The sequence below is a fragment of the Leifsonia sp. Root112D2 genome, assembly GCF_001424905.1.
Taxonomy (GTDB): Bacteria; Actinomycetota; Actinomycetes; order Actinomycetales; family Microbacteriaceae; genus Root112D2.
In genome coordinates this window covers 2,898,159-2,921,608 of the sequence record NZ_LMCU01000001.1, presented here as the reverse complement: position 1 = coordinate 2,921,608, position 23,450 = coordinate 2,898,159, and the positions used below count along the sequence as shown (strand labels likewise).

Sequence of the window (23,450 nt, the reverse complement as noted above, 5' to 3'; positions counted from 1 at the left end):
ATAAATTCGCCGTTCAGGCGCCGAAATCGTGCGTGTCGCCGACGAGGCGCGTGTGGTCCTCGGGAATCGCCTCGACGGCGGCCAGGGCAACCTCCGCCGCGAACTCGGCCACGTTGTACAGCCTGCCGGCGGCCTCGCGGCGTGCACCTATCGCTCCTGGGTTCATTCGCTCGAGCAGCGTCGCCGTGATGGTGCCCTCGATCATGTCGCCGGAGACGACGACGAACCCGATGCCATGTGAGGCGAGTTCGGGAATCAGTTCGCGCAACGCATCCTCGCCGGCTCGTTTGCTGAGGGCGACGGGCTCGTATTCGGGCATGGTGGGCGCCGTGCGAATGAAGTGCGCCTGGTGGCTCGTCACGAAGACCACGCGGGAACCCTCCCCCATCAACGGAATCGCTGCGGTGAGCGCCATCACCTGGGCGTCCCTGTTGAGTTGCATCGCGTAGTCCGCGGCCATGCCGCCTTCCATGCCGCCCGAGGCATTCAGCACCAGGATGTCGAGCCCGCCGAAGGCATCCTGAACGCCCTGGAACAGCTGTGAGACGGATGCCCCGTCCGTCAGATCTGCTCCCACGGTGATCGCCGTACCACCGTCAGCGCGGATCGCGTCGGCCAGTTTGAGCGCGCGCGCCTCCTTGTTGCGAAAGTTGATGGCGACCTGGGCGCCAGCCTCGGCGAAGTATCGAATCGTGTCTGCGCCAACGCCGCGCGAGGAACCGGTGACCAGTACGCGCTTTCCGTCGAGACTTCCGGGGGTGAGTGGGCTGGTCACGGTCTTCGGCTCCTCAGGGCTGTGCGGAATGTAAAGGCGTCTCGAGACTACCAACTTCCCCCGTCGCGGCACGCGGCGAACTGATAGCGTCATGAGAAGGCGAAGGGAGCCCACCGGTGGACACCATCACCTCGTTTGCGTGGATCGTCTGGCTTGCGTTGATCCTGATCTTCATCATTGTCGAGATGCTCACGCTCGAGTTCACCTTTCTCATGATCGCCGTCGGCAGTCTTGTCGGTCTGCTCTCCGGCCTGCTCGGGGCACCGTGGTGGCTGCAGCTGCTCATCGCTGCCATCGTCGCCGTGTTGCTGCTGTTCACCATCCGTCCGCCGCTTCTGCGACTGTTGCGACGCGGCGGGGATCCGGCGCGCAGCAATGTGGATGCGCTTCTCGGCACGCGCGGTCACGTCGTGCAGACCATCACGAAGACCGACGGCCAGGCCCGTCTCGACAACGGTGAGACGTGGACGGCGCGCACCGCGCCGGGCGTCGACCACCGTGATCTTGCTCCCGGTGAGGAGATTCTCGTCGTCTCGATCGACGGAGCGACCGCCATGGTCGTTCCCGCAGAAAGGAAGCTTCCATGAACGATTCCGCTTCGCTTGTCACGGCGATAGTCGTGTGGGTCATTGTTGCGATTGTCGTGATCTTCGTTCTTGTCACGCTGTCGCGGGCGATTCGTATCATTCCGCAGGCGACCGCCGGCGTCGTGGAGCGGCTCGGCAAGTATCACAAGACCCTGCTTCCTGGCCTGAACGTGCTCGTGCCCATCATTGACCGGGTGCGCCCGCTCATCGATCTGCGTGAACAGGTCGTGTCGTTTCCCCCGCAGCCGGTGATCACCGAGGACAACCTGGTCGTCTCCATCGACACCGTCGTCTATTTTCAGGTGACGGATGCACGCGCCGCGACGTACGAGATCGCCAACTACCTCGGCGCCGTCGAGCAGCTGACCACCACAACGCTGCGTAACGTCGTGGGCGGGCTGAACCTCGAAGAGGCACTCACCAGTCGTGACGAGATCAACAGCAAGCTGCGCATCGTGCTCGATGAGGCCACCGGCAAGTGGGGCATCCGCGTTGGACGCGTCGAGCTCAAAGCCATCGACCCGCCCCTCTCCATCCAGGATTCCATGGAGAAGCAGATGCGCGCCGAGCGTGACCGCCGGGCCGTGATCCTGACGGCCGAGGGTAATAAGCAGTCGGAAATTCTCAACGCCGAGGGCATGCGCCAAGGGGCGATCCTCAAGGCCGAGGGCGATGCGAAGGCTGCCGTGCTGCGAGCCGAGGGTGAGGCCAAGGCCATCACCACGGTCTTCAATGCCATTCACGAGGGCGACCCCGACCCGAAGCTGCTGGCCTACCAGTACCTGCTCACCCTGCCGAAGATCGCCGAGGGCAGCGCCAACAAGCTGTGGGTCATTCCGAGCGAACTGACCGAGGCGCTCAAAGGCTTCGGCGCCGCGTTCGGTCCGCGTGCGGGAGGAATCGCCCCGGAGGCGAAGGATTAGCCGCACTCCCCCTGCCCCACGCCCCGGGAGGTTCTTTGCTCCCGGTGGGCCGCGTGTCTTCGCGCATCGGGGTCTGGCGATCGACGCGCCCGAGAACACGCTGCTCGCCTTTCGCCGGGCGATTGCTGCCGGCGCGACGCACCTGGAGACGGATGTGCACGCTTCGCGTGATGGCATTGCCGTCATCAGCCACGATCCGGACCTCAGCCGCCTGGTCGGCCACGATGCGCGCGTCGAAGACCTCAGCATGGCCGAATTACGCGCGATAGATCTGGGTTTCGATCAGCCGTTCTGTTCGCTCGAGGAGGCGCTGGAAGCCCTTCCGGACGCCCTGTTCAACATCGATGTGAAAACCGAGCGTGCCGAACGCCCGACCGCGGTCGCGATAGCCGCAGCTGCCGCCACCGACCGGGTGCTCATCACCTCCTTCTCGGAGGCTCGACGCCGGCGCACCGCGGATGCCCTGACCGGGGTCGCCACCTCGGCATCCGTCGTTCGATTTCTGCCGGCCGTTCTTGCCGCGAAGATGGGCCTCTCCCCCCTCGTGCGACGCGCCCTTCGCGGGTTGGATGCCGTGCAGGTTCCGGAGCGTCGCGGTGCGTTCCGCATCGTCTCCCCCCGCACCGTGCGTGCCATGCATGCCGCCGGTGTCGAGGTGCACGTGTGGACGGTGAATGATCCCCTGGACATGGGCCGCCTGCTCGATTGGGGCGTCGACGGGCTCGTTACGGATCGCTGTGATCTGGCAGTCGAGGTGATCCGCTCGCGTTCCTGAGAGTCTGCTGATGGTAGACGCGCCGTGGTGAGCCAATCTCCAGCTTGACCCGCTATAAATAGAGGTCGCATCGCGAGAAGGAGACCACAAAATGGCAGATCGCAGTTTGCGCGGAATGAGACTTGGCGCCCAAAGCCTACAGAGCGAAGAAGGCGTCGTTTACTCACCGCGAACCCACTACACGTACCTGTGCCCGGCGTGCGGCAAGGAGACCGACACCGTGTTCTCGGCCGAAGCCGAGGCTCCCGAAACGTGGGAGTGCAAGCACTGCAGCCACGAGGCGATTCTGCTCGTCGGCGATGAGCCCGTCGTGATTGACCGCTCGGATGCGAAGATTCCGCGCACGCACTGGGACATGTTGCTCGAACGTCGCACTCGCGACGAGCTCGAGGAGCTTCTGGCCGAGCGGCTCAGCTATCTGCGTTCGCGCCGCGGCGAGAACCACAAGATCGGCGCTTAGCTCCGACTCCGGTGGCGTCGACTCGATTTTTCCTCGCGGAGGCGGGCGGCTATTGCGCTCGCACCGATGATGAGGCCGCCGAGACCGAGACCGCACACCAGCAATTCGATCCCCCGACTCAGTAGTGAGGCGGGGGTCGTTGCTGTACCCAGGGGAACGGCAGTCACCATGGCTCCCGGCCGGTACGCCGGGATCGTGTCGAGCGTGGAACCATCCGGCGCTATCGCCGAACTGGTGCCGACCGTCGAGATGTTCACGAGCGACCGCCCGGATTCGATGGCGCGCAACCGTGCTATCGCCAACTGCTGCGCGTTCTCATCGGTGTGACCGAAGTCGGCGTTGTTGGTCTGCGCCAGAATCACCTGTGCACCGTTGTTCGTCATGTCGGTGATCAGTTGGTCGTCGACGATATCGAAGCAGATCGACAGTCCGGCGCGGATACCGCCGACATCCACGACATTCGGCTTGGTGCCCGGCGTGTAGTCGCGCTGCACGAGGTCGATGAGGCTCGGGGCGAAAGGCCGCCAGAATGCCCGATCCGGAATATATTCCCCGAACGGAACCGGGTGTCGTTTGTCGTACGAGGCCACCACTCCCCTGCCGGCCTCCCAGACCAGCGAAGAGTTGTATATCTTGTCACCCTCCTGCGTGATGGCGCCGGTGACCAGCGGCGCATTCATGTGCGCGCTGATGTAGTCGAGGGCGGCCGCGGCCTCAGCATCGCGGGTCGGGTCGATGTCCGTTCCGCCCTCCGGCCAGACAACCATGTCGACGTGCTGATCGAGGATCGGCAGTGTGGCACTGATCTGGCTGTTCAGGATGTCGCCGGGGTTGCGTTTGTCGAAGTAGCCCGCCTTGCCGTTGCCCTGCACGGCGGCGATGGTCACGGTTCCGGATGTGGTGGCCGGCCACGCGGGAATCGCCAGTACCAAGGCAACGGAGCCGAGCGCCGTGGCGAATCGGGCAAAGCGCGAGATTTCCTGTGCACGTGGCGTTCTGATGCACTCGACGATGACGGCGGTCACCAGCACCATGACGAAGGTGAGGCCCGCAACACCGAACCAGGCCACGAGCGGAGCGAAGGGGCTCTGCGACTGGGATAGCGCCGCACGGCCCCAGGCGAATCCGCCGTACGGCCACACATTCGCTATACCCTCGCGCGCGGTCCACAGGCCCGCGACGACGAGCGGCAGCATGCCGAGGCGCCCGAGTCGGGAGGGCCAGGCGCAAGGAATCCAGCGATAAGCCAGACAGATGAGCACCGCGCCGGCCGCGAAGAATAGCGACTCGAGCGTGGAGAGTGCGATCCATGGCAGATCACCGAGGTACAGCGACGTCCAGGCCACGTGGGTGAGATAAAACGAGAGTCCGCCGATGAAGCCTACGAGGAATGCGCTCCCCGCCCGCCTGCCCATTACCGAGACGAGATACATGCCGATGCCGACGAAAGCCAGAGGCCACCAGCCGATACCGGGAAAGGCCGCGCTGTAGACCGGACCGGCGGCGGCCGCCAGCACCAGCGCAAGCCAAAGCGGCAAGGGGGCGCGGGTGGGCACTGTCACGATTTCAGAGCTTAGGCGATCGGGCGTATGTGCACGCTGTGTGCGACGCGCGGAGGCACGGTGCGTGGTCGGTGCTTCGTGCACCGCTCAGTCCACCGAGGAATAGGCGACGATGCCGCGACGAATAGCATCCAGCGCCAGCCTCGCGGTGCGCCCGACCGGACCATCCGCAACCACGGAGAGCTGATCCAGCAGATCGATGGTCTGCTTGGTCCAGCGCACGAAGTCCCCCGCCGCCATGTCTGCCTCCTGCAGCACGGTGCCGAGCGCCACTCCGCGCGCCCAGCCGTGCATGGCCAGGCAGAGTCCGGTCGAGACGGGCTGGCTGCCGGCCAGCCGATTCTCTCGTTCGAGGTCGTCGAGGCGACTCCAGAGCTCCTGGGTCTTCTGGAGGGCGGGGCGGAAGGCTCCCTTCGGCAGATAGCGCTCGGCGATCTCACCCTCTTCGCGGCGCGGCTCATAGACGAGCGACGTGGCCATCGCGGCCAGGCTCGGTGCATCGAGTCCTGTCCAGACGTTGCGTCGCAGGCACTCGGCAATGAGCAGATCGCGTTCGCCGTAGATACGTTTGAGCGTGCGGCCGTGGGCGGTCAGGGTTGCCGTGCCCGCGGCATCCGTCTGCAGGTAGCCGCAACTGAGCAGGATGTCGGTGACACGGTCAAAGACCTTGGCGACGGCGCCGGTGCGCGAGCGAATCTGCGCGCTGAGGGCATCCGTCTCTCTTTTCAGGCGCCACCAGCGTTCGGCCCAGCGCGCGTGCTTCTCCCGGTCTGAACAGCCGTGGCACGGATGCGCGCGCATCCGCTTGCGCAGCGCCGTGAGCTCGTGCTGCCTCTTCTCCCGTGCGCCCCGGCTCTGTGGCGCCCCGTGAGCGCCCTGGCGCTCCAGATCGCTGAGGCGCCGACGCAGGGCCGCATACTCGGCGAAGTCCCCCAGGTGGCAGGTCATCGCCTCGGAGTAGCCCGCGAGGGACTCCTCCTGTTTGCGCACCTTTTGCGCCAGATCGACAACGGCCCGGTCGGCCTGGAACTGGGCGAAAGACGATTCGAGAATCTCGCGGGTGCGCTCGCGACCGAACTGGTCGATGAGGTTCGCGGCCATGTTGTACGTCGGTCGAAAGCTGGAATTGAGCGGGTACGTGCGCCGGGAGGCGAGCGAGGCCACGGCCTGCGGGTCGAGGCCCTCCTGCCAGTGGATGACGGAATGCCCCTCGACGTCGATGCCGCGCCGGCCGGCACGCCCGGTGAGCTGGGTGTACTCCCCCGGCGTGATGGGCACGCGTGCCTCACCGTTGAACTTCTCCAGCTTCTCCAGAACCACCGTTCGAGCCGGCATGTTGATGCCCAGCGCGAGCGTTTCCGTCGCGAAGACCACCTTGACGAGTTTGCGTCGGAACAGCTCCTCGACGACCTCCTTGAAGGCAGGCAACATGCCCGCGTGGTGGGCGGCAACTCCGCGTTCGAGACCGTCAAGCCACTCCCAGTAGCCCAGCACGGCGAGATCCTCGTCGAGCAGGGTTCGGCAGCGCTCCTCCACAATCGCTCGAATCTCGTCGCGCTCGTGCGCCTCGGTGAGCCGCACGCCCGAGCGCAGCGTCTGCCGCACCGCCTGGTCGCAGCCGACCCTGCTGAAGATGAAGAAGATCGCGGGCAGCAGGTGGTGATCCTCGAGCAGGTCAACGATGTCGGCGCGATCAACGCGCACGGCCTGCGGTCGGCCTCCTCGCGAGTGGTAGCGCCCGACATCCTTCATCTGGCGAGCGCTCAGGGTGCGCCCGCCGTAGCGGGCCATCTGCACGAGTTCCGGGTTCACCCGGTTCGTCGCCGCGAGACCGGAGGAATCGAAGAGATCCACGAGCTTGCCGCGCATGAGAATGTGCTGTTCGAGCGGCACCGGGCGTTCCTCTGAGACGATGACATCGGTGTCGCCGCGCACCGCCTGAAGCCAGTCACCGAATTCCTCCGCGTTCGAGACCGTGGCGCTGAGGGAGACCATACGCACCGCGTCGGGCAGGTGAATGATGACCTCCTCCCACACTGCGCCGCGAAAGCGGTCGGCCAGGTAGTGCACCTCGTCCATGACCACCCAGGCCAGGTCGGTGAGCAGGTCGGAGTCGGCGTAGAGCATGTTGCGCAGCACCTCGGTGGTCATCACCACGATGCGCGCCCGCGCGTTGACGTTGGTGTCCCCGGTGAGCAGGCCGACGGCATCCGGCCCGTATTCGTTTACGAGCTCCTGGAACTTCTGGTTGCTGAGCGCCTTCATGGGTGTGGTGTAGAACACCTTGGCACGGGACTGCTGCATGGCCAGATAGACGGCGAACTCGGCCACGATGGTCTTGCCGGCACCCGTCGGTGCCGCAACAAGAACGCTGCGCCCGTCTTCGAGGCGGGCGCACGCTTCGCGCTGAAACGGATCGAGATCGAAGCGCAGACCCTGTCGAAAGGAGTCGAGTCGCGGCTGCGCCCTCTGCGACCGGGAGGCGGAGTATCGCTCGGCCGGCGAGAGCTGATCGGTCACGTCTTCAGCTTAGGCGCCGAACGACGGATGCGTGGCTCAGCCCGCGAGATCCGCCTCCATGCGCAGAGCGTTCTTCGCCGCGCGCCTGTCGTGCAGCCAGGCGACGCCTGCCGCAGCGAAGTACAGGCCGACCATCGGCACGGCCAGAAGCAGCATAGAGATGACATCGGCGGCGGGAGTGGTGACAGCGGTGAACAGCACGATGACGAGCATCGCGACGCGCCACGACTTCAGGATGGACTTCGCGCTCAGTACCCCCATGAAGTTGAGCAGCACCAGGAACACCGGCAGCACAAATGCGACTCCGACGACGATGACGAGCTTGAGTACGAAGTCGTAGTAGGACTGTGCGTCGATGTACGCGCTGTCCTGCCTGCCCGCAAAGCCGGTCAGCAGTCCGACGATGTGAGGCAACACGAACCAGCCGGCAGCGCAGCCGGCGAAGAACAACGGCACGGCGCTGAAGAAGAAGCCGAATGTATACCGCTTCTCCTTGCCGGTCAGCCCGGGCACGAGGAAGGCGAAGATCTGGTAGAGCCAAACAGGGCTGGAGATGATCGCGCCCACGGTAATGGCGATCTGCAACTTCAGGTCAAACGAGCCCGTGATGGTGGCGAAGTTCAGGGCGGCCGTGCGATGTTGGCTCTCGACGATTGCCTGCACGGGCGACCGCAGTGCGTCCAGAACGAAGTCGGCCAGAAACCACCCGGCCACGCCGCCCAGCACGAAGCCAATGGCGGCCTTAAACAGCCGTTTGCGCAGCTCAACGAGGTGTTGACCGAGCGTCATCCGCCGTTCGCGAGTGCGGCCCCGTTTCTCGGCGGAGATGGCCACCGTGCTAGAGCTTTTGCTGCGACTCGGGCTTGTCGTTGCCCACGGAGTGCGTGACGGCAACGTCTTCGTTGTGCGTCGTCGTGGTCGTGTCGTCCGGCTTGGCCGGCTCGTCGCCCTTCATGGTCTTCATCTCGCCGCGGAAGATGCGCATCGACTGACCCACGCTTCGCGCGAGCGCGGGAAGTTTGGGCGCACCGAAGAGCAGCAGCACGATGGCCAGAATGATGAGCAGGTGTGGCCAGCCGAATGCGTTTCCGAACATAAGTCAGGTCCTTTTGGTGGGTGGCGAAAACTGGTTGTAGTCAGCCTTCGTCAGAAGTCTACCTCGTTGTACCCGCGCGTCGCGATGAATCGCTCGTTCTTCTGCCCGTCTCGCCTTGTTGCGCTGGCGATCCTGGGAGAGCTGGGAGGCATCCGCGAAAACGGCGGGCTCGAAGCGGCGCTCGGCCAGTTGCTCCGCACGCTGTTCGAGCAGCGAGGTCTTGTCGGCGAGCTCGCCGAGATCGGTGACGACACCGAGAGCCTTTCTGAACAGCCGGATGCCCTGCCACACCAGAAGCGCCAGCAGCGCTGCGATGAGCACTACCCAGATCACGAGCCAGGACCACCAGGGCATGGGAGCAGCCTACGCGCCCGACTCGGGCGTGTTCGACGGGTGCGTGTCTGCCTCCTCGTTGCCAGCGGCGTCATAGCGTGCCGCACCCGCCGCCGCCCACTCGGCCACCACGTTCCTGGCCTCCTCGGGCCCCGTCACCGTGAGCACGCCCGAAAGCCGTGCGGCGAGGCGCTTGAGCCCGTGGTAGTGGGCGACGCGCACGCTCGTGCGCACGTATCCGTCCTCCTGAAGACGCGGCGTTCCCTCGCGAATGTAGTCGGCGACGAGCGGCAGCGCCGATGCGGTGATCTCCACGTCGACACTGAGGTCGTCGTCTGAGCCTTCGAAGAGCGTCTCCGGCAGGCTTACGTCGGTGGGGTGATACGTGATGGTTTCATCAGTCGCGCGGAGCTCGCTCATGCGGTCCAGGCGAAAGGTGCGTACCGCCTCGCGCAGGTGGCACCAGCCGCGCAGATACCAGTCCTGGTCGTCCGACTCGATGCGCAGGGGGTCAACGCGGCGGCGCTCCTGCTCGCCGCGGGAGTTGAGATAGTCGAACTCCACCTGCGTACCGGATGCGACGGCATCGCGAATCACACGCAGCGACTCGTCGGATGCGCTGCCCGCGACGGCCACCTGGCTCGGCTCGCCCGAGGCTCCGCGCGCCAGCTTGGCCATGAGCACGCCGATGACGTCACGGTCGGCGTTCTCGGGCAGCGCCGAAAGGTATTGCAGGCCGGCGATGAGCGCGGCGGCCTCGCGTGCCGAGAACCGCGGCGAATCGTCAATGGCGACCAGGTGTGTCAGGGCTATCTGGTCATTCTGCTCGAAGTCGTCCCAGGCGATGTCGAAGAGATCGCCTGGCAGGTACTGCCGGGTCTCCCCCGGCACGCCGGAGACGGCGATGAGACGAACGGCCTCGCGAATCTGCGTCTCGGTGACCCCGAACTGCTCGGCGGCATCGGAGACGCTGACCCGATCGTGGTCCATGAGATACGGCACCAATGCGAGCAGCAGCAGCAGTTTGTCCTGGGCGTGCAACGGTGTACGAGGTTCAGTCACGGTGAGCCTTCTCTGTGGCCGCCAGGCGGGTTTGCACGGCCGTACGCAGGGCATCCGGTGAGATTACGAGCACCTCGGGTCCGTAGCCGGCCAGCTCGTCGGCGAGAACGTTGATGTCGGTGTAGTGCGCCGAGATCGCCGTCTCGCTCGTGGGCTCACCGGTGTACCGGCGGCGCAGGCGCACCGCGGCGTCGCTGCCGGGAACCACCTCGATCTCCGCGACATTCTGCTGCCAGATACGCTCGAGCTCATCGAGGGCGCGCGCGGCGAAGTCCGCGCCATCCGGTTCGAATGTGCGGTTCGTGAGCGTGACGGTGTCGACGATGCGTGACAGCAGGAATGTTCGCGAGCCCTGCGCGTCCTGGTCGATGCCCTGCAGGTGCCAGCGACCGAGGTGCTGCACGAGTGCGAGAGGGGCGACCGTGCGCCGCCGTGATGCGCTCTCCCCCGGCTTGAGATAGGAGAACGTCACTATCGCCTTGCGTTCGAGGGCAAGACTGAGCGGCTCGAACGCGCTCTCGCGCACTCGCAGCCGCGGCGCGTAGCCGAGAACCGGTTCGTTCGACTCGACCCCGAGGGAGCGCAGCTTCATGATGGCGCGACGGGACTCACCCGAGAGCGAACCTTCCCGCCAGACGGCGGCGGCCAAGCCGAGCAGGGTGATCTCCTCGGCCGAGAACACGATGTCGGAGGGAAGATCATACGAGCCCTTGGGGATGCGATACCGCAGGTTCTGGTTGTTGCCGGGATCGCCCGGCGATTCCACGGTCTCCAAAGGCACGCCGAGCTCACGGATGTCATCTTTGTCGCGTTCGAACTGCCGCTCGAGGCTGGCGTTGTCACCGGCGCTCGAATACCGCTGCCGGTATCCCTGAACGGTCGACAGCACCTCGTTCTTCGTCAATCCGCTCTCGGTGGCGAGCAACGCAAGCACGAGGCTGAACAGGCGCTCTTCGACCGGAATTCGGGCGGGCTTGGAGACTGGAGGCACGACCACAATCCTAGGCTGCCGGGCCGTCTGTGCGAACGGTTACTGGATGCCCAGGATGTCCGCGACGAAGACCAGAGTGGCGTTCGGCGGAATCGCGCCGGAGCCCTCCTTGCCATAGCCCTTGTCGGGTGGAATGACCGCGATGACCTGGGAGCCGACCTTCTGCCCGATGAGGGCATCCGCGAAGCCCGTGATGACGCCACCAGAGCTTGCACCCGACGACGCGTCATTGGCGACCATCGTGGTGGATCCGTTCTTCGTCCACGAGGAATCGAATACGGTTCCGTTCTTCCACAGCACCCCCGTGTACTGCACCACCACCGCGTCGCCGCGTTTGACGACGGTGCCGTCACCCTTCTTGAGGTCGGCGATCTTCAGCTTCGTGGGGGGTGTTGTCTTGGGCACCGTGATGCCGGGCGCGCCGTTCGGCGCGAAGACGACCTGCGGCATGCCGGCCTGGTGCGGCTGCGGTGCACCGTCGGCGCGAGGCAGGAAGGCCTTGCGCACATCGAGCACGATGACCAGTGAGGTGGCGCCGTCGTTGATGCCGTCCTTCGGCGAGACGGCGACGGCTATGCGCGAGCCCTCCCGGGCGCACACGAGCCCCTTCGAGATGCCCGCTACGGTCTGCCCGATGGTGATCGGCAGCGTCCCCTCCGGCGCACCGTACTGGGAGCGCGGCATCAGCTCGCCTGTCGCTCCGTTGTAGATGGTGACGTCCGCCCGAACGGCCTGCCCCGTCTGCAGCAGATCGCCCGTGCCCTTCGTGAGGATGCTGCGGTCGGTCTTCGTGGTCTTCAACGGGGTCGGGAACGAGACATCCGGTGTGGCGCCCACCTTGCCGCTGACCGAGATCAGATCGGATGCCGCGCCCGTCGCCGCTGCGTCGTCGCAGTTGGCACTCGGGGCCGAGCTGCACGCCGAGAGGGTGACGAGCAGCAGTCCGGCTGCGACGAACAGTGCTGGAGTTCTGCGCACGGGTCCTCTTTCGAAAGCGATGAAGTGTGATGCATAAAAAGCAGGTGAGCCTTCCGGCAATCCATGTTAGTTGATGTCAGGCGCATCGCCGTTTCGGGCAAGCTCGGCGTCGCGGGAGAGCTCGGCGCCGGCCTGGGCAGCACGCACGCGTTTGCGCAGGCTCTTGGGACTTGCGGAGCGCTCGCCGAGGGCGCCCGGGGTCCAGGCCTCGACATCCGCGTCGCTGTAGTCGCTCTTGGAGGGCCGACGTTTGAGTTCGGGCAGCACGGTGTTCGGCGCGAGCAGGCGCGCGGTGATGAGAAAGCCGGTGTGCCCGATCATGCGATGGTCGGGCCGCACGGCGAGTCCTTCGACGTGCCAGCCGCGCACCATCGTCTCGTTCGACGCCGGCTCGGTGAAGCGCCCGGTGCCCCGGATGGCCTCAGCCACCCGGGAGAGCTGCGTGACGGTGGCCACATAACAGAGCAGAACGCCGCCAGCCTTGAGGGCGCCGATGCAGGCGTCGAGGCACTCCCAGGGGGCGAGCATGTCGAGCACGACGCGGTCGACCGTGCCGTCGGCGACCGTCTCGGGAAGCGCCTCGGAGAGGTCACCGACGGTGACGCTCCAGTTCTCCGGCTCGTGACCGAGAAATGTGACCACGTTCGCGCGCGCGACGTCGGCGAACTCGTCCCGCCGCTCGAAAGAGGCCAGCCTTCCGCTCGGACCTATCGCCCGCAGCAGCCAGAGCGACAGCGCGCCGCTTCCGACGCCCGCCTCCACGACGGTCGCCCCGGGAAAGACGTCGGCCAGTGCGAGAATCTGCGCGGCATCCTTCGGATACACGATGGCGGCACCGCGCGGCATCGACATGACGAAATCGCGCAGCAGCGGGCGCAGCACCAGGTGCTCGACACCCACATTGTTGGTCACGACGGAGCCGTCGGGCAGGCCGATGATCGCGTCATGTTCGAGCACACCGCGGTGGGTGTGGAAGACCTTGCCCGCCTCGAGCGTGATCGTGTTGAGTTTGCCCTTCGGCCCGGTGAGCTGTACGCGGTCGCCGATGCGGAACGGCCCGCTGTTCGCCGGGATTGCGGGGTGCGTCACGGGGCGTGTCAGATCGCTCATCGTGCGGTGCTTTCGGCTGGGTTGCGCTCGGCCGGGTTTCTCTGGGCATAGACGGCGATCAGGTCGTCGACGGTGCGCCCTGCGAGGCTCTGCCAGAGCACATGGTCGTCACTGGCAGGAATCTGAAGGATATGCGGTACGGCAATGGCGGTGGTGCCAGCGGCGACGGCCGCGGCCAGTCCGGGAATGGAGTCTTCGATGGCGACGGTGCACTCCGGTTCCACGCCCAGCAGGCGGGCGGCGGTGAGGTATGCCTCCGGATGCGGCTTCGGGTTCTCGACGCTGTCTCCCGTCACGAGCAGGTCGAAGCCCGTGAACGGCAGCGCGTCGGCGATCTGGGAGGCCATGCGGCGCACCGACATCGTCACCAGGGCGGTCTTGATGCCCCGTTCACGTACTTCGCGCAACAGCTCGACGGCACCGGGACGCCACGGGGCGCCGAACGTCTCAATCTGCTCCTGCACGCGATTGGTGAGTCTGTCGACGATCTCGTCCGCCTCCAGCGCGACGCCGCGTGCCCGCAGGGCCTCTGCCGAGGTCCACAGCCCGGCGCCCACGACGCTCAGACAGTCTTCCTGGGTCCAGACACCGCCGAATTCGGCGACCAGATCGGTCTCCGCCTGCATCCAGTACGGTTCGGTGTCGACGAGGGTGCCATCCATGTCGAAGAGCACGGCGGCGGGAAGCTGGTCTTGGCGGATGCCGGAGGCGGCGGCAGGCGTTGTGGTCACGGGGCACAAGTCTAGGCGTTCTCTCTGGGCGCAGCCGTGACGGCCGTATGCCCAGCGCCCACGGCATCCGCTGGCCTATTCTGGAGCGATGGGCGGGTGAACGCCGCCCGAACGAACGGGGTATCCAGACAGTGGCAGAGAAGACGAGCGCACACGAGGGCCGCTTCCTTTCCGGCAAGCTCATGGTCGTGGCATTCGAGGGCTGGAATGATGCCGGTGAGGCTGCCAGCGGGGCGGTGCGCACCCTGAAGGACGTGCTCGACGTTGTGCCCATCGCCGAGGTCGACCCCGAGGTGTATTTCGACTACCAGTTCAATCGCCCCACCGTCTCCATTGACGAGGAGGGCCACCGCACGCTCGACTGGCCGTCGGCGGTCATCTACGGCCCGACGCTGCCAGGGGTTGCCGCGCCGCAGCTCGCCTCAGACGCCGAACTGCGCGTGAGCGGGAACAACGTGGGCAACATCTACCTGCTGCTGGGCACCGAGCCCTCACGCAGCTGGAAGAACTTCACGGCCGAGCTGATGGATGTCGCGCTCGCGGCAGACGTGGAGGGCATCGTCTTTCTGGGCTCCATGCTCGCCGATGTGCCTCATACCCGACCGATTTCCGTCTTCGCCTCGAGCGACAACGCGAAGGTGCGCGGTGAGCTCATGCTGGAACGCAGCAGCTATGAGGGCCCCGTCGGCATTCTCAGTGTCGTTGCGGATGCCGCCGAAACCGTCGGCATTCCCACCGTCTCGATCTGGGCATCCGTGCCGCACTATGTGCACAATGCCCCCTCACCGAAGGCGATGCTCGCGCTCATCGACAAGCTCGAGGAGATGATCGACGTCACGATTCCTCGCGGAGAGCTCGTGGAAGAGGCCGCGGCCTGGGAGGCCGGCATCGACGCGCTCGCCGCCGAGGACGAGGACATGGCGAGCTACATCGCCCAACTCGAGCAGGCCAGGGACACCGTCGACTCCCCCGAGGCCAGCGGCGAGGCCATCGCCCAGGAATTCGAGCGCTACCTGCGTCGCCGCGGCGACGGCCGAAACGACGGCCGTGGGGACGGCCGCCCCGACGAGCCCTGGCGCGGCCGGGACTAGCCGACCGCCTTCTTCAGCAGCGCCACCAGCTGCTTCTGCTCGTTGGCGCCCAGCTTGGTCACGGCATAGGCATTCGGCCAGAGGTTGCCGTCGTCGAGCTTCGCGTCGGGCTGAAAGCCGATGGTGGCGTAGCGCACCTTGAACTTGGCGGCGCTCTGGAAGAACACCACCACCTTGCCGTCGGCGTTGGTGTAGGCCGGCATGCCGTACCAGGTCTTCGACCCCAGACTCGTGTGCTTCGCCACCAGCTGGTGCAGGGTCTCGGCCAACTCCTTGTCTGTGCCGGTCATCGCGGCGATTGCGGCGAGGCAGGCCGCCTCCAGGTCTGCGCCAGCCTTCGCGGCCTTTGCCTCGGCGGCGGCGGCCCGCATTGCGGCCTTCTCCTCTGTGCTGAACGTGGTGCTCATGGTCTGCTCCCTGTGGCTTGCGATGTGCTCTATGGCACCCACTGTAAGCGGAGCCACAGAAGCGTACTTCTCTGATCCTGCTTGCTTTTTTCCGCACCCAAACGGAGGTCAGTTTCGCAGGCGCACGCCGAGCAGGGCGTCCACCGCCGCAACCGCGAGGGCGGGATCATCCACGCCGTGTGAGAGAGCATTGTCGACGACCGCCAGCGCGGTCGGGGCATCGAGATCGTCGGCCAGGGCGTCACGCAGCTCGGCGAGCACTCCGGCGGCAGAGAGGGCGTGTGAGGCATCCGCGGGGGTGAGGGCAGCGGGGTCCTGCCAGGCGGCGAGGCGCGCGGTCGCCGCGGCGAGGTCGGCATCCGTCCACTCCCAGTCCGAACGGTAGTGGTGACCGAGCAGGGCAAGTCTGATGACGCGCGGGTCGACCCCCGCCGCGCGCAGCTCGGAGACCTTCACGAGATTGCCGAGCGATTTGCTCATCTTTTCGCCCTGGTAGGCGATCATTCCCGCGTGGCTGTATACGCGTGCCAGCGGATGCCCGCTCAGCGCGGCAGCGTGCCCCGCGCTGAGTTCATGGTGCGGAAACACCAGATCGGAGCCGCCCCCCTGCACCGTGAAATCCAGTCCCAGGTGTTTGAGGGCGATGACCGAGCATTCGATGTGCCAGCCCGGCCGTCCCTCGCCTACGCGTGATGGCCAGAACGGCTCGCCGTCGCGCGATGCGCGCCACAGCAGCGGGTCGAGCGCGTCGCGCTTGCCCTCGCGGTCGGGGTCTCCCCCGCGCTCGGCGAAGAACTGCAGCATCGTCGCGGAATCGAGATTGCTCTCCTCTCCGAGGCGCCAGGGCGCGGCGCGCTCGGCTGCCCGGTTGTCGAAGTAGATGTCGTCGCCTGCCGCATCCGGGGTGGGCACCCGATAGGCGATGCCGCGATCGAGCAGAATGCACACGGCCTCGGCGATCTCGGTGATCATTTCGGTGACGGCGACGTAGTCGTCGGGAGGCAGAATCGACAGGCAGGCCATGTCCTGGCGGAACAGCTCGATCTGCTCGTCGGCCAGCTCACGCCAGTCAACGCCCGTCGCGATGGCACGCTCGAGCAGCGGGTCGTCGATGTCGGTGATGTTCTGCGCGTAGTGCACGCGATAGCCGGCATCCAGCCACACGCGCTGCAGCAGGTCGTATGTCAGATACGTGTTCGCGTGGCCGAGGTGGGTCGCGTCATACGGCGTGATTCCACACACGTACAGGCGCGCGACGTCGTCGGGCGCTGCCTCGACGAGTTGCTGCGATGCCGTGTCGAAGATGCGGGGCGGATTCGAGTGGCCCGGTAACGCTGGTATCTCGGGTCGAATCCACGCTCTCACCTCTTCAGCTTAGGCGTTGAGAACACCCGTCAGGATCAGCACGATGATGACGATGCCGAGTGCGATGCGGTACAGCACGAACGGCAGGAAGCTGCGGTGCGAGATGTACCGCAGGAACAGGCCTATCACCACGAGCCCGACCACGAAGGCCACGATTGTTGCCGCGACAATCTCGATGGGGTTGAAGATCTCGGGTGCCGGCGACTTGATCGACTTGTACAGCTCGTAGAGTCCACTGCCGAACACCGCAGGAATGGCCAGCAGAAAGGAGTATCGCGCGGCGGTGGCCCGGTCGTAGCCCAGGATGCGCCCGGCGGTGATGGTGCCGCCCGAGCGGGAAACTCCGGGAATGAGCGCGAAGGCCTGTGCGATGCCATAGATGATGCCGTGGCCCCACGTGAGGTCTTTCAGCTGGCGCTTACTGCTGCCGAGGGCATCCGCCAGCCCCAGGATGATGCCGAAGATGATGAGCGTTGCCGCGATGATCCACAGCGAGCGGAAGGTCGTCTCGATGGCGGTCTGGAACAGCAGGCCCAGCACAACGATGGGAATGCTGCCGATGATGATCAGCCAGCCCATGCGGGCATCCGGATCGTTGCGGGGAATACGACCGAAGAGGGCGAGAAACCACGCCTTGACGATGCGCACGATGTCACGCCAGAAGAACACGACCACGGCGGCCTCGGTGCCGAGCTGGATGATGGCGGTGAAGCGTGCGCCCGGGTCGCCGCCCAGACCGAGCAGCTCTCCCACGATGCGGATGTGCGCGCTCGAGGAGACGGGGAGAAACTCGGTGAGCCCCTGCACGAGGCCGAGGATGAGCGCGTTAACGAAGTCCATGGTTCCCTCTCGGACCGTGCGCGCCCGATTTTCAGGAGCTCAGCGGTCAGTAGTTCAGAAGCAGATCGCCCAGAACTTTCCTGCCAAAGACTAACGCTTCCAGGGGCACGCGCTCGTCAACGCCATGGAACATTCCGGGAAAGTCGAGCTCGGGCGCAAGCTTGAGCGGGGCGAATCCGTAGCCGGTGATGTCGAGCAGGCTCAGAGCCTTGTTGTCGGTGCCACCAGACATGAGGTACGGAAGCACGGGCGCGCCGGGGTCGTGCGTGCCGAGCGTCGAAATGATCGTCTCGATCAGCGGGCCGGAGAACGCGGATTCGAGGCCGATATCGCGGTGCATGATCTCGATTTCGATGTCGTCGCCCACGATGGAGCGCACCTCGGCGAGCACCGCATCCTCTTCGCCGGGCAGCGTGCGAATGTCAATGAGAGCCTCGGCGGTATCCGGAATCACGTTGTGCTTGTACCCGGCCGTGAGCATGGTGGGGTTCGTCGTGGTGTGCAGCGTAGCCAGAATGAATCCGGATGCCGTGCCCGTCTTCAGCACCAGCTCGTCTGGCCCCACGCGCTGCGGGTCAACGTCGAGCAGGCGTGCGAGTTCGGCGAGCAACTGCGTCGTGGTGTCGGTGAGCTGCACGGGCCACTCGCGGCGGCCGATCGCGGCGACGGCCTCGGCGAGCCGGGTGATCGCGTTGTCGCGGATGAGTCTCGAGCCGTGCGCGGCGTTGCCGCGGGCGATGAGCTTGATCCAGACGAGGGCCTTCTCCCCCGTCTGCACGAGGTAGGCGCGTTTGCCGTCGAGATCTATCGAGTAGCCGCCCACCTCGCTGATGGCCTCGGTGGCGCCGGTGAACAGCTCGGGGTGGTTCTTCACGAGGTGGTGCGAGCCGCGCCGGCCGCCGTCTTCCTCGTCGGCGAAGAAGGCGACGACAAGGTCGCGCGCGGGCTGCTTGCCCGCACCGAGAATGTCGCCAAGCGCGGTAAGAATCATGGCGTCCATGTTCTTCATGTCAACGGCGCCACGACCCCAGAGCATGCCGTCTTTGATCTCACCGGCGAAGGGGTCGACGCTCCAGTTGCGCGGGTCGGCCGGTACTACGTCCAAATGCCCGTGCACGACGAGCGCGGGCTTGGAGCTGTCGGCGCCCTCGACGCGCGTGACGACGCTCGTGCGGCCGGGATCGGAGTCGAAGAGCTGGGTGGTGAGGCCGAGGCGCTGAAGGTGCGTCGCGACGTACTCGGCGGCATCCGTCTCGCCGTTGGCCTTGCCCTCGCCGTAATTGCTCGTGTCGAAGCGAATCAGGTCGCGCGCTATCGCCGCCGTCGCCTCGAGCCCGCCGGTTTTTTCTTCTTCGGCGCTGTCGGATGCGAGGCTCATGCGCTCAACGCTACCCGCGCGATGCCGGTCGTCCAAGCGGGCGGCGGCGGGCCACAAAGTGGGGTCGATTTTCGTGCTAAGGTCTTACGTCGGCGGCTGATTCGTCAGCAGCCATGCACCTTGTCCGGATGGCGGAAATGGCAGACGCGCTAGCTTGAGGTGCTAGTGCCCGTATAGGGCGTGGGGGTTCAAGTCCCCCTTCGGACACACTGGTTGAGACAGTGAACAGGCCGGATCGAAAGATCCGGCCTGTTGCGTTTAATCGTGAGTTCGCTTTAGAGGCGATGAAGACATCTTCAGCGCGCTGTCGAATTGGAGGCGAGCGCTGCCTTGATCGCCGCCTAACGAGCGCAGCGCATTCTCGAGCGTTACTGCGATCTGCTGGCCCTCGCAGAACGAGCGGCGGAGAATCTTGCTAGCGCGTTGACCTGTTTAACAGGTGTTCGAGAAACGTGTCCTTACCGATGTCCCAGTTGAACCCGTCCGACGCGCTGAGGCTCTCTGAAGGTGCTGGCTGACCTTGGGCACGCTCGCTTAGGACGGCGTCCCGTTTCACGATCCACTCTGCCCGAGTCTTCAGCCCCGCCAGGTTGATCCCCATCGACTCGATTTCGTCCCTAAGACGCTGTCGACGTTCCTTCTTGAGCGCGCTCCAAGCGCGTTGCCACTCCGCCTCGTCATCGGCAAGGAGCACGGGGACGTCAGGGACGATGCGCTCGATGAACAGCGCCGCTATCAATGCCTTCTCCTCGTCGGGCGCGGGAATCATGTTCTTCATCGTCTTCGCCCGGTGGCATTCGTTGCAAAGCAGCTGCAGGTTCGTCGGTTCATCTGAGCTGCCCGAGATATGGTCGATCTCGGACCCCGGTTTTCCACAGGACTGGCACATTCCACCGTCTCGATCTTTGACTTTGGCGCGCGTGGTTGGACTCAGGTTTCGCCCGAGAGCGCTGTAGCTTCCAGCCATGATGAAGGCCAGGCGAATGCCGATGGCCTCTTTGACGTCAGGCTGGTCGATACGGCCGTCACGGTTTGCGCCGCGCAGATAGCGGACTGTGCCGGCAGTCTCTTTGCACCAGTCTGAGCAGTAGAGGCCTTCATTCCCGTCGGGCAGCGGGTTCAAGCAGTTCGCACAATGGTCCGCTATGTATGCCCGTCCAAGCGGATATGCAGAGGTGTCGGGTAGAAGCACGCTGCGACGAAGGCGATGGAACTCCTCTGAACCATCGTCGTCGGCTTTTACCTTCGGGCTCGCTACCACGGTGATCCCGTCACCCATCGGCGGAGCTTGGACATCCACCAGCCGATAAGTAACCAGTAAAGAAGGCGGAAAATCGCGCCCAGAATGGTCGCCACGGCCCGCCAGGCGCGCACGAGCAACCATGCTGCGACGGAACTGCCGATCGCGATCAGGATCCCGGCGATGACTGTGTCGCCGTTTGCCGCCCAGAACTGGTCAAACCAAATCATGAGCAAACTTTATCGTTCGGCACCGACAGCGCACATGGTCGCGCGGTCGGTAACCAAACCGGAGGGCATGCCAGAGGCAGCGTAAACCGACTGCGGACAGTGCGGGATCGGCGACGCGTCTGAGATCTGATCGTCAGGTGCTCGGTTTGGCTGCTGCTCGGACTAGTTCAATTGCCGATGCGATTGTCGCCTCATCGAATCCAGCAATTCCCGGAGTCGCAGTATCCCGAACATGAGATTTTCCGGACAAGGCTCTTTCGGCCGAAGAAGCGAATAGCCGCTCCCCCATGATGAACCGAAGCCGCTGTTGTTGTTCTTCGGTAAGGTCCTTGCTGAACGGAGGCATCGCGAGAACATCAAGGGCTCGGTAGCGAGCTTCGAGTGATTGGCGTTGACGTTTGCCACCTTCTCGGAACGCGTATGCCGAAAAACCAACGACAGATAACGAAATACCGAGTTTCAGTATTGATGACTCAACGGTAGTTGCTTGTTGGGACCAAAAGACGAGCGCGAGGTAGATGAATGCGGCGACAACGGCAACGATCCCTATGACATTCCATCGGGTCGATGCCATCTTCTCGGATTTCGCGAATTCCAGATACCCGCCACCAACGGATTGGTCTGCGACTTTCCTCACCAGTTCATTGCCCGTTTCATGGTTCTCGCGAAGACCGGCAAGAAGATTTTCTGCTTCGGCTTTCATGTGTTCACGGTCGTTCTCAGCGACGGCTCTGATATCGGTCTGAGCGCCCTCCGCTGCACCTTGCACCTTCTTCAAAACCTGCTGGAGTTGCCCCTGAGCGTTCTCTGCTTGAGCTGCTTGGGTCTCTGCGATCGAGGCCAACGACGCTGCTGCTTCCTTCCCGCGAGTTTCCGCCTCAGCAATAAGCGCTGAGGCCTCGGCCTCAATTTCTGTAAATCGCCCTTGAACTGTCGCGGCGCCGTCCTCGACCGCCTGCAATGACTGTTCGGCCGCTTCCCGGTAACTTTCTGCGATCTCAGCGAGCACCCGGACGTTAGCGCTACGCCCGAGCACAGTTGGCCAAGTGTATTGGGTGATGTATGCGAGGATTTGATCGCTCGCGCTATCGAGACTGGCCACCGTGGGTGGAAGCATCGCAGCGTCTTGATCCCAGCCCGCAAGCTGGCTCGCGATGACGTCAACTTGCCCCGCGATGTTGTTGGCCTGGGCTTCGCGGTCGGCTGGGAACAGATATGCCTCGATCGAGCGGCAGCCATTGACGTATTTAGTAATCGCGAGCGTTCGAGCGATCGTTTCGCGGTCCGTGCTCGATCGACCCTTCGCGTCGCCTAAGCCACGGATAGTTTGCGCAGTCAGAGCCCATAGGCGATGCTGTTTGAACGCGTCTATTTCCTCGCGGGTTGTCAAATGGGTCTCCTTTGTGAACTGTACGTGTCACCATATCGCCGACCACAGTTTGCTCCTCTCGGAGGTGCAGGACGACCGAATCAGGATCTAGTGGAATCCCTAGTCAACGTGACCGTGTCCCGTCGCGGTGCGGCTAGTAGAGGATGTCCACGCGTGCTCGACGAGCAAACTTTCCGTCGGCCTTGCTTCGGATGAGAGCTGGGTTGCGTTCGCGCAACCTGCAGTTGTGCCTCTTTCCACCGGGGAATTTCTGGATGGGGAAGAACCGCGGGATCTCAGCCCTCGTCAACGGGCTCAGCCGACCCCTCTGAGGTCGCCTTGAGGTCCCGTGCTTCGACCGCGATAGCCTTCGTCATTTCCTCCGCTCGCGCCTCCGCGAAGAACATCTTGTGCACGCCTGGCTGGGCGATGTCGGCCCAGTCGATGACGTCCTTGTAGTCGTCGATAGCGCCGTGGAGCGCGAACATGAGCATCGATGCGGTCATCTGATCCTGCTCGTAGACCATGAAGTGTACGTTGGAGTCCTTCTGGAAGTGGCGAAGGCGTTCGTGGTTCGTCTTCCAATCGTCAGACCATGTGCCCTCAAGCGCCGCCTCGAGCGACCGCGAGAGGAAGTAGACGTCCCCCAGCGTTTTACTCTTGGAGTACAGCAGCGATAGCCCGACGGACTTCGTTATGACGGAGCGCAAGGGCAGCGTCTTGCTCGTGCCGACTGATGTGACGGCATCGTCAGTGATGCGCCACCGCGTCTTCCGTGTGGACAGCTTGACTCGACGCCGCCCAGCTACCCGCACGGCTGCTCGGAGTTCGATGACCCCCATTGGGCTCGGCCGGTGCGAGCGAACGAGGTCCCAGTAGTTCACCAGGACAGATACAACATCGTTGGGCTCCAGCCGAAACTGGTCACCATCGGCGTAGAACGGTCCCTCTTGATTCGGTGGACGGATTGGGGTCGGGACACTCGAATGGCGAACTCGCCGCTGCCACCACTGGTCTCTCTTCTTCTTGCCGAACCACCGGAACCCAATCTCGTATACGGTCATCGGGTTCCGACCGGTGTTCTCGATGACGATTTCCGCGAGCTCGATCACCTCGCCCGGATCGGGCTTCTTCAACGCCCCTGCCTCGCTCATGGCGGGAATCGGCCACTGTCCACCGTGATAGGTGACCGTGTGGCCGACGAGCCCTACGTTGAACAGGACCGGTCGGACGCGAACCCGCACGCGAGGCCCGTCGAGGTACCGGAGAACGACCGTGACCAGGATGCCAACGATCGAGAGAATGAGCGCTATCCATGCGGTGGGATCGAAGTCACCTACTGAGCCGCCGGGACTACCTGAACCGGAGCTTTCGTTGCGAGCTTGAACGACCGCGATCACTGCCAGCGCCGCATGGATCATGGGCATCCCCTTCTGCTTCCTCTCAGCAGAATGGCAGAGGCCCCTACGCCGATGCGGCGGACTCGCGGAGCAAGGCGCACACGAAGCTCACCACCCACCGAACCACAGCAGCTCGTACGGCGGTCTGAGGCTGGTCCCGGTTTCCGGAGTGCATGGCTTTTTGAATCGTCGTGCAGGAGTCGGTCGGGCGGGAGCTGGTAATCGAT

At 64.6% G+C, this 23,450-nt stretch carries 24 protein-coding genes and 1 tRNA gene; 6 read left to right on the top strand and 19 right to left on the bottom strand.

What is annotated here, in order from left to right; translation table 11 throughout:
• Positions 1-13: 13 nt before the first annotated feature.
• The gene (locus tag ASC63_RS13675; protein ID WP_055814411.1) at positions 14-775 is read right to left on the bottom strand and encodes an SDR family oxidoreductase; all 762 of its coding nucleotides are present in this window, start codon (positions 773-775) and stop codon (positions 14-16) included.
• Positions 776-891: 116 nt separating this feature from the next.
• On the opposite strand from ASC63_RS13675, the gene ASC63_RS13670 reads away from it, so the two are divergent.
• The 4 genes from ASC63_RS13670 (at position 892) to ASC63_RS13655 (ending at position 3,520) form a co-directional block, all read left to right on the top strand.
• The gene (locus ASC63_RS13670) at positions 892-1,362 is read left to right on the top strand and encodes an NfeD family protein (RefSeq protein ID WP_055814408.1); all 471 of its coding nucleotides are present in this window, start codon (positions 892-894) and stop codon (positions 1,360-1,362) included.
• Positions 1,359-2,285: an SPFH domain-containing protein gene (locus ASC63_RS13665; RefSeq protein ID WP_055814405.1), complete on the top strand. Its 927-nt coding sequence runs from the start codon at positions 1,359-1,361 to the stop codon at positions 2,283-2,285. Before ASC63_RS13670 ends, ASC63_RS13665 begins: the two co-directional genes overlap by 4 nt.
• Positions 2,251-3,060: a glycerophosphodiester phosphodiesterase family protein gene (locus tag ASC63_RS13660; RefSeq protein WP_235492252.1), complete on the top strand. Its 810-nt coding sequence runs from the start codon at positions 2,251-2,253 to the stop codon at positions 3,058-3,060. The genes ASC63_RS13665 and ASC63_RS13660 overlap by 35 nt, the downstream gene beginning before the upstream one ends.
• A gap of 91 nt (positions 3,061-3,151) precedes the next feature.
• Complete coding sequence (locus tag ASC63_RS13655) at positions 3,152-3,520, top strand: RNA polymerase-binding protein RbpA (protein ID WP_055814401.1); 369 nt, start codon at positions 3,152-3,154, stop codon at positions 3,518-3,520.
• Here ASC63_RS13655 and lnt read toward each other — a convergent pair.
• The 10 genes from lnt to ASC63_RS13605 all read right to left on the bottom strand — a co-directional run bounded on the left by lnt (position 3,517) and on the right by ASC63_RS13605 (position 13,903).
• On the bottom strand, positions 3,517-5,082 hold the full coding sequence (lnt, locus tag ASC63_RS13650; protein ID WP_327063358.1) for an apolipoprotein N-acyltransferase: 1,566 nt from the start codon (positions 5,080-5,082) through the stop codon (positions 3,517-3,519). The genes ASC63_RS13655 and lnt overlap by 4 nt on opposite strands.
• Before the next feature lie 87 nt (positions 5,083-5,169).
• Complete coding sequence (locus tag ASC63_RS13645) at positions 5,170-7,602, bottom strand: DEAD/DEAH box helicase (protein ID WP_055814400.1); 2,433 nt, start codon at positions 7,600-7,602, stop codon at positions 5,170-5,172.
• Positions 7,603-7,638: 36 nt separating this feature from the next.
• Positions 7,639-8,391 carry a twin-arginine translocase subunit TatC gene (gene tatC, locus ASC63_RS13640; protein WP_055814397.1) on the bottom strand — a complete coding sequence of 251 codons (753 nt, stop codon included), beginning with the start codon at positions 8,389-8,391 and terminating at the stop codon, positions 7,639-7,641.
• A 49-nt stretch (positions 8,392-8,440) separates the two neighbouring features.
• Positions 8,441-8,698 carry a twin-arginine translocase TatA/TatE family subunit gene (tatA, locus tag ASC63_RS13635; RefSeq protein WP_055814395.1) on the bottom strand — a complete coding sequence of 86 codons (258 nt, stop codon included), beginning with the start codon at positions 8,696-8,698 and terminating at the stop codon, positions 8,441-8,443.
• A 3-nt stretch (positions 8,699-8,701) separates the two neighbouring features.
• Positions 8,702-9,052, bottom strand: coding sequence for a hypothetical protein (locus tag ASC63_RS13630; RefSeq protein WP_055814392.1), 351 nt, complete (start codon positions 9,050-9,052; stop codon positions 8,702-8,704).
• Positions 9,053-9,061: 9 nt separating this feature from the next.
• The gene (locus ASC63_RS13625; RefSeq protein WP_055814390.1) at positions 9,062-10,093 is read right to left on the bottom strand and encodes a helix-turn-helix transcriptional regulator; all 1,032 of its coding nucleotides are present in this window, start codon (positions 10,091-10,093) and stop codon (positions 9,062-9,064) included.
• Positions 10,086-11,084 carry a helix-turn-helix transcriptional regulator gene (locus tag ASC63_RS13620; protein WP_055815581.1) on the bottom strand — a complete coding sequence of 333 codons (999 nt, stop codon included), beginning with the start codon at positions 11,082-11,084 and terminating at the stop codon, positions 10,086-10,088. The genes ASC63_RS13625 and ASC63_RS13620 overlap by 8 nt, the downstream gene beginning before the upstream one ends.
• 39 nt (positions 11,085-11,123) lie before the next feature.
• On the bottom strand, positions 11,124-12,062 hold the full coding sequence (locus tag ASC63_RS13615) for an FKBP-type peptidyl-prolyl cis-trans isomerase (RefSeq protein ID WP_055814387.1): 939 nt from the start codon (positions 12,060-12,062) through the stop codon (positions 11,124-11,126).
• A 66-nt stretch (positions 12,063-12,128) separates the two neighbouring features.
• The gene (locus ASC63_RS13610) at positions 12,129-13,172 is read right to left on the bottom strand and encodes a tRNA (adenine-N1)-methyltransferase (RefSeq protein WP_055814384.1); all 1,044 of its coding nucleotides are present in this window, start codon (positions 13,170-13,172) and stop codon (positions 12,129-12,131) included.
• Positions 13,169-13,903 (bottom strand): HAD family hydrolase, encoded by a 735-nt coding sequence (locus ASC63_RS13605; protein ID WP_268765159.1) that lies wholly within the window; start codon positions 13,901-13,903, stop codon positions 13,169-13,171. The genes ASC63_RS13610 and ASC63_RS13605 overlap by 4 nt, the downstream gene beginning before the upstream one ends.
• A 182-nt stretch (positions 13,904-14,085) precedes the next feature.
• Between ASC63_RS13605 and ASC63_RS13600 the strand changes: the two genes are divergently transcribed.
• Entirely contained in the window at positions 14,086-14,994 is a 909-nt protein-coding gene (locus ASC63_RS13600; protein ID WP_055815574.1) for a PAC2 family protein, read from the top strand.
• Here the strand turns inward: ASC63_RS13600 and ASC63_RS13595 are convergent.
• From ASC63_RS13595 to ASC63_RS13580, 4 genes are all read right to left on the bottom strand, one after another.
• Positions 14,991-15,401 (bottom strand): hypothetical protein, encoded by a 411-nt coding sequence (locus ASC63_RS13595; RefSeq protein WP_055815571.1) that lies wholly within the window; start codon positions 15,399-15,401, stop codon positions 14,991-14,993. The two genes, ASC63_RS13600 and ASC63_RS13595, sit on opposite strands and share 4 nt — an antisense overlap.
• Before the next feature lie 108 nt (positions 15,402-15,509).
• Positions 15,510-16,766, bottom strand: coding sequence for a cysteine--1-D-myo-inosityl 2-amino-2-deoxy-alpha-D-glucopyranoside ligase (gene mshC, locus ASC63_RS13590; RefSeq protein ID WP_055814380.1), 1,257 nt, complete (start codon positions 16,764-16,766; stop codon positions 15,510-15,512).
• 9 nt (positions 16,767-16,775) lie between these two features.
• Positions 16,776-17,606 (bottom strand): undecaprenyl-diphosphate phosphatase, encoded by an 831-nt coding sequence (locus ASC63_RS13585; RefSeq protein WP_055814377.1) that lies wholly within the window; start codon positions 17,604-17,606, stop codon positions 16,776-16,778.
• 46 nt (positions 17,607-17,652) lie between these two features.
• On the bottom strand, positions 17,653-18,984 hold the full coding sequence (locus tag ASC63_RS13580) for a M20/M25/M40 family metallo-hydrolase (protein ID WP_055814373.1): 1,332 nt from the start codon (positions 18,982-18,984) through the stop codon (positions 17,653-17,655).
• A 122-nt stretch (positions 18,985-19,106) separates the two neighbouring features.
• Between ASC63_RS13580 and ASC63_RS13575 the strand changes: the two genes are divergently transcribed.
• Positions 19,107-19,191, top strand: a tRNA-Leu gene (locus tag ASC63_RS13575).
• A 208-nt stretch (positions 19,192-19,399) separates the two neighbouring features.
• Here ASC63_RS13575 and ASC63_RS16140 read toward each other — a convergent pair.
• The 4 genes from ASC63_RS16140 to ASC63_RS13555 form a co-directional block, all read right to left on the bottom strand.
• A complete protein-coding gene (locus ASC63_RS16140; protein ID WP_162242902.1) occupies positions 19,400-20,263 on the bottom strand; it encodes an HNH endonuclease in 864 nt (287 codons plus the stop codon).
• A complete protein-coding gene (locus ASC63_RS16415; protein ID WP_055814367.1) occupies positions 20,239-20,454 on the bottom strand; it encodes a hypothetical protein in 216 nt (71 codons plus the stop codon). The genes ASC63_RS16140 and ASC63_RS16415 overlap by 25 nt, the downstream gene beginning before the upstream one ends.
• A 133-nt stretch (positions 20,455-20,587) precedes the next feature.
• Positions 20,588-21,844, bottom strand: a complete 1,257-nt coding sequence (locus tag ASC63_RS13560) for a hypothetical protein (protein ID WP_055814365.1) — start codon at positions 21,842-21,844, stop codon at positions 20,588-20,590.
• Positions 21,845-22,119: 275 nt separating this feature from the next.
• On the bottom strand, positions 22,120-22,977 hold the full coding sequence (locus tag ASC63_RS13555) for a hypothetical protein (RefSeq protein WP_157487680.1): 858 nt from the start codon (positions 22,975-22,977) through the stop codon (positions 22,120-22,122).
• Positions 22,978-23,450 lie beyond the last annotated feature (473 nt).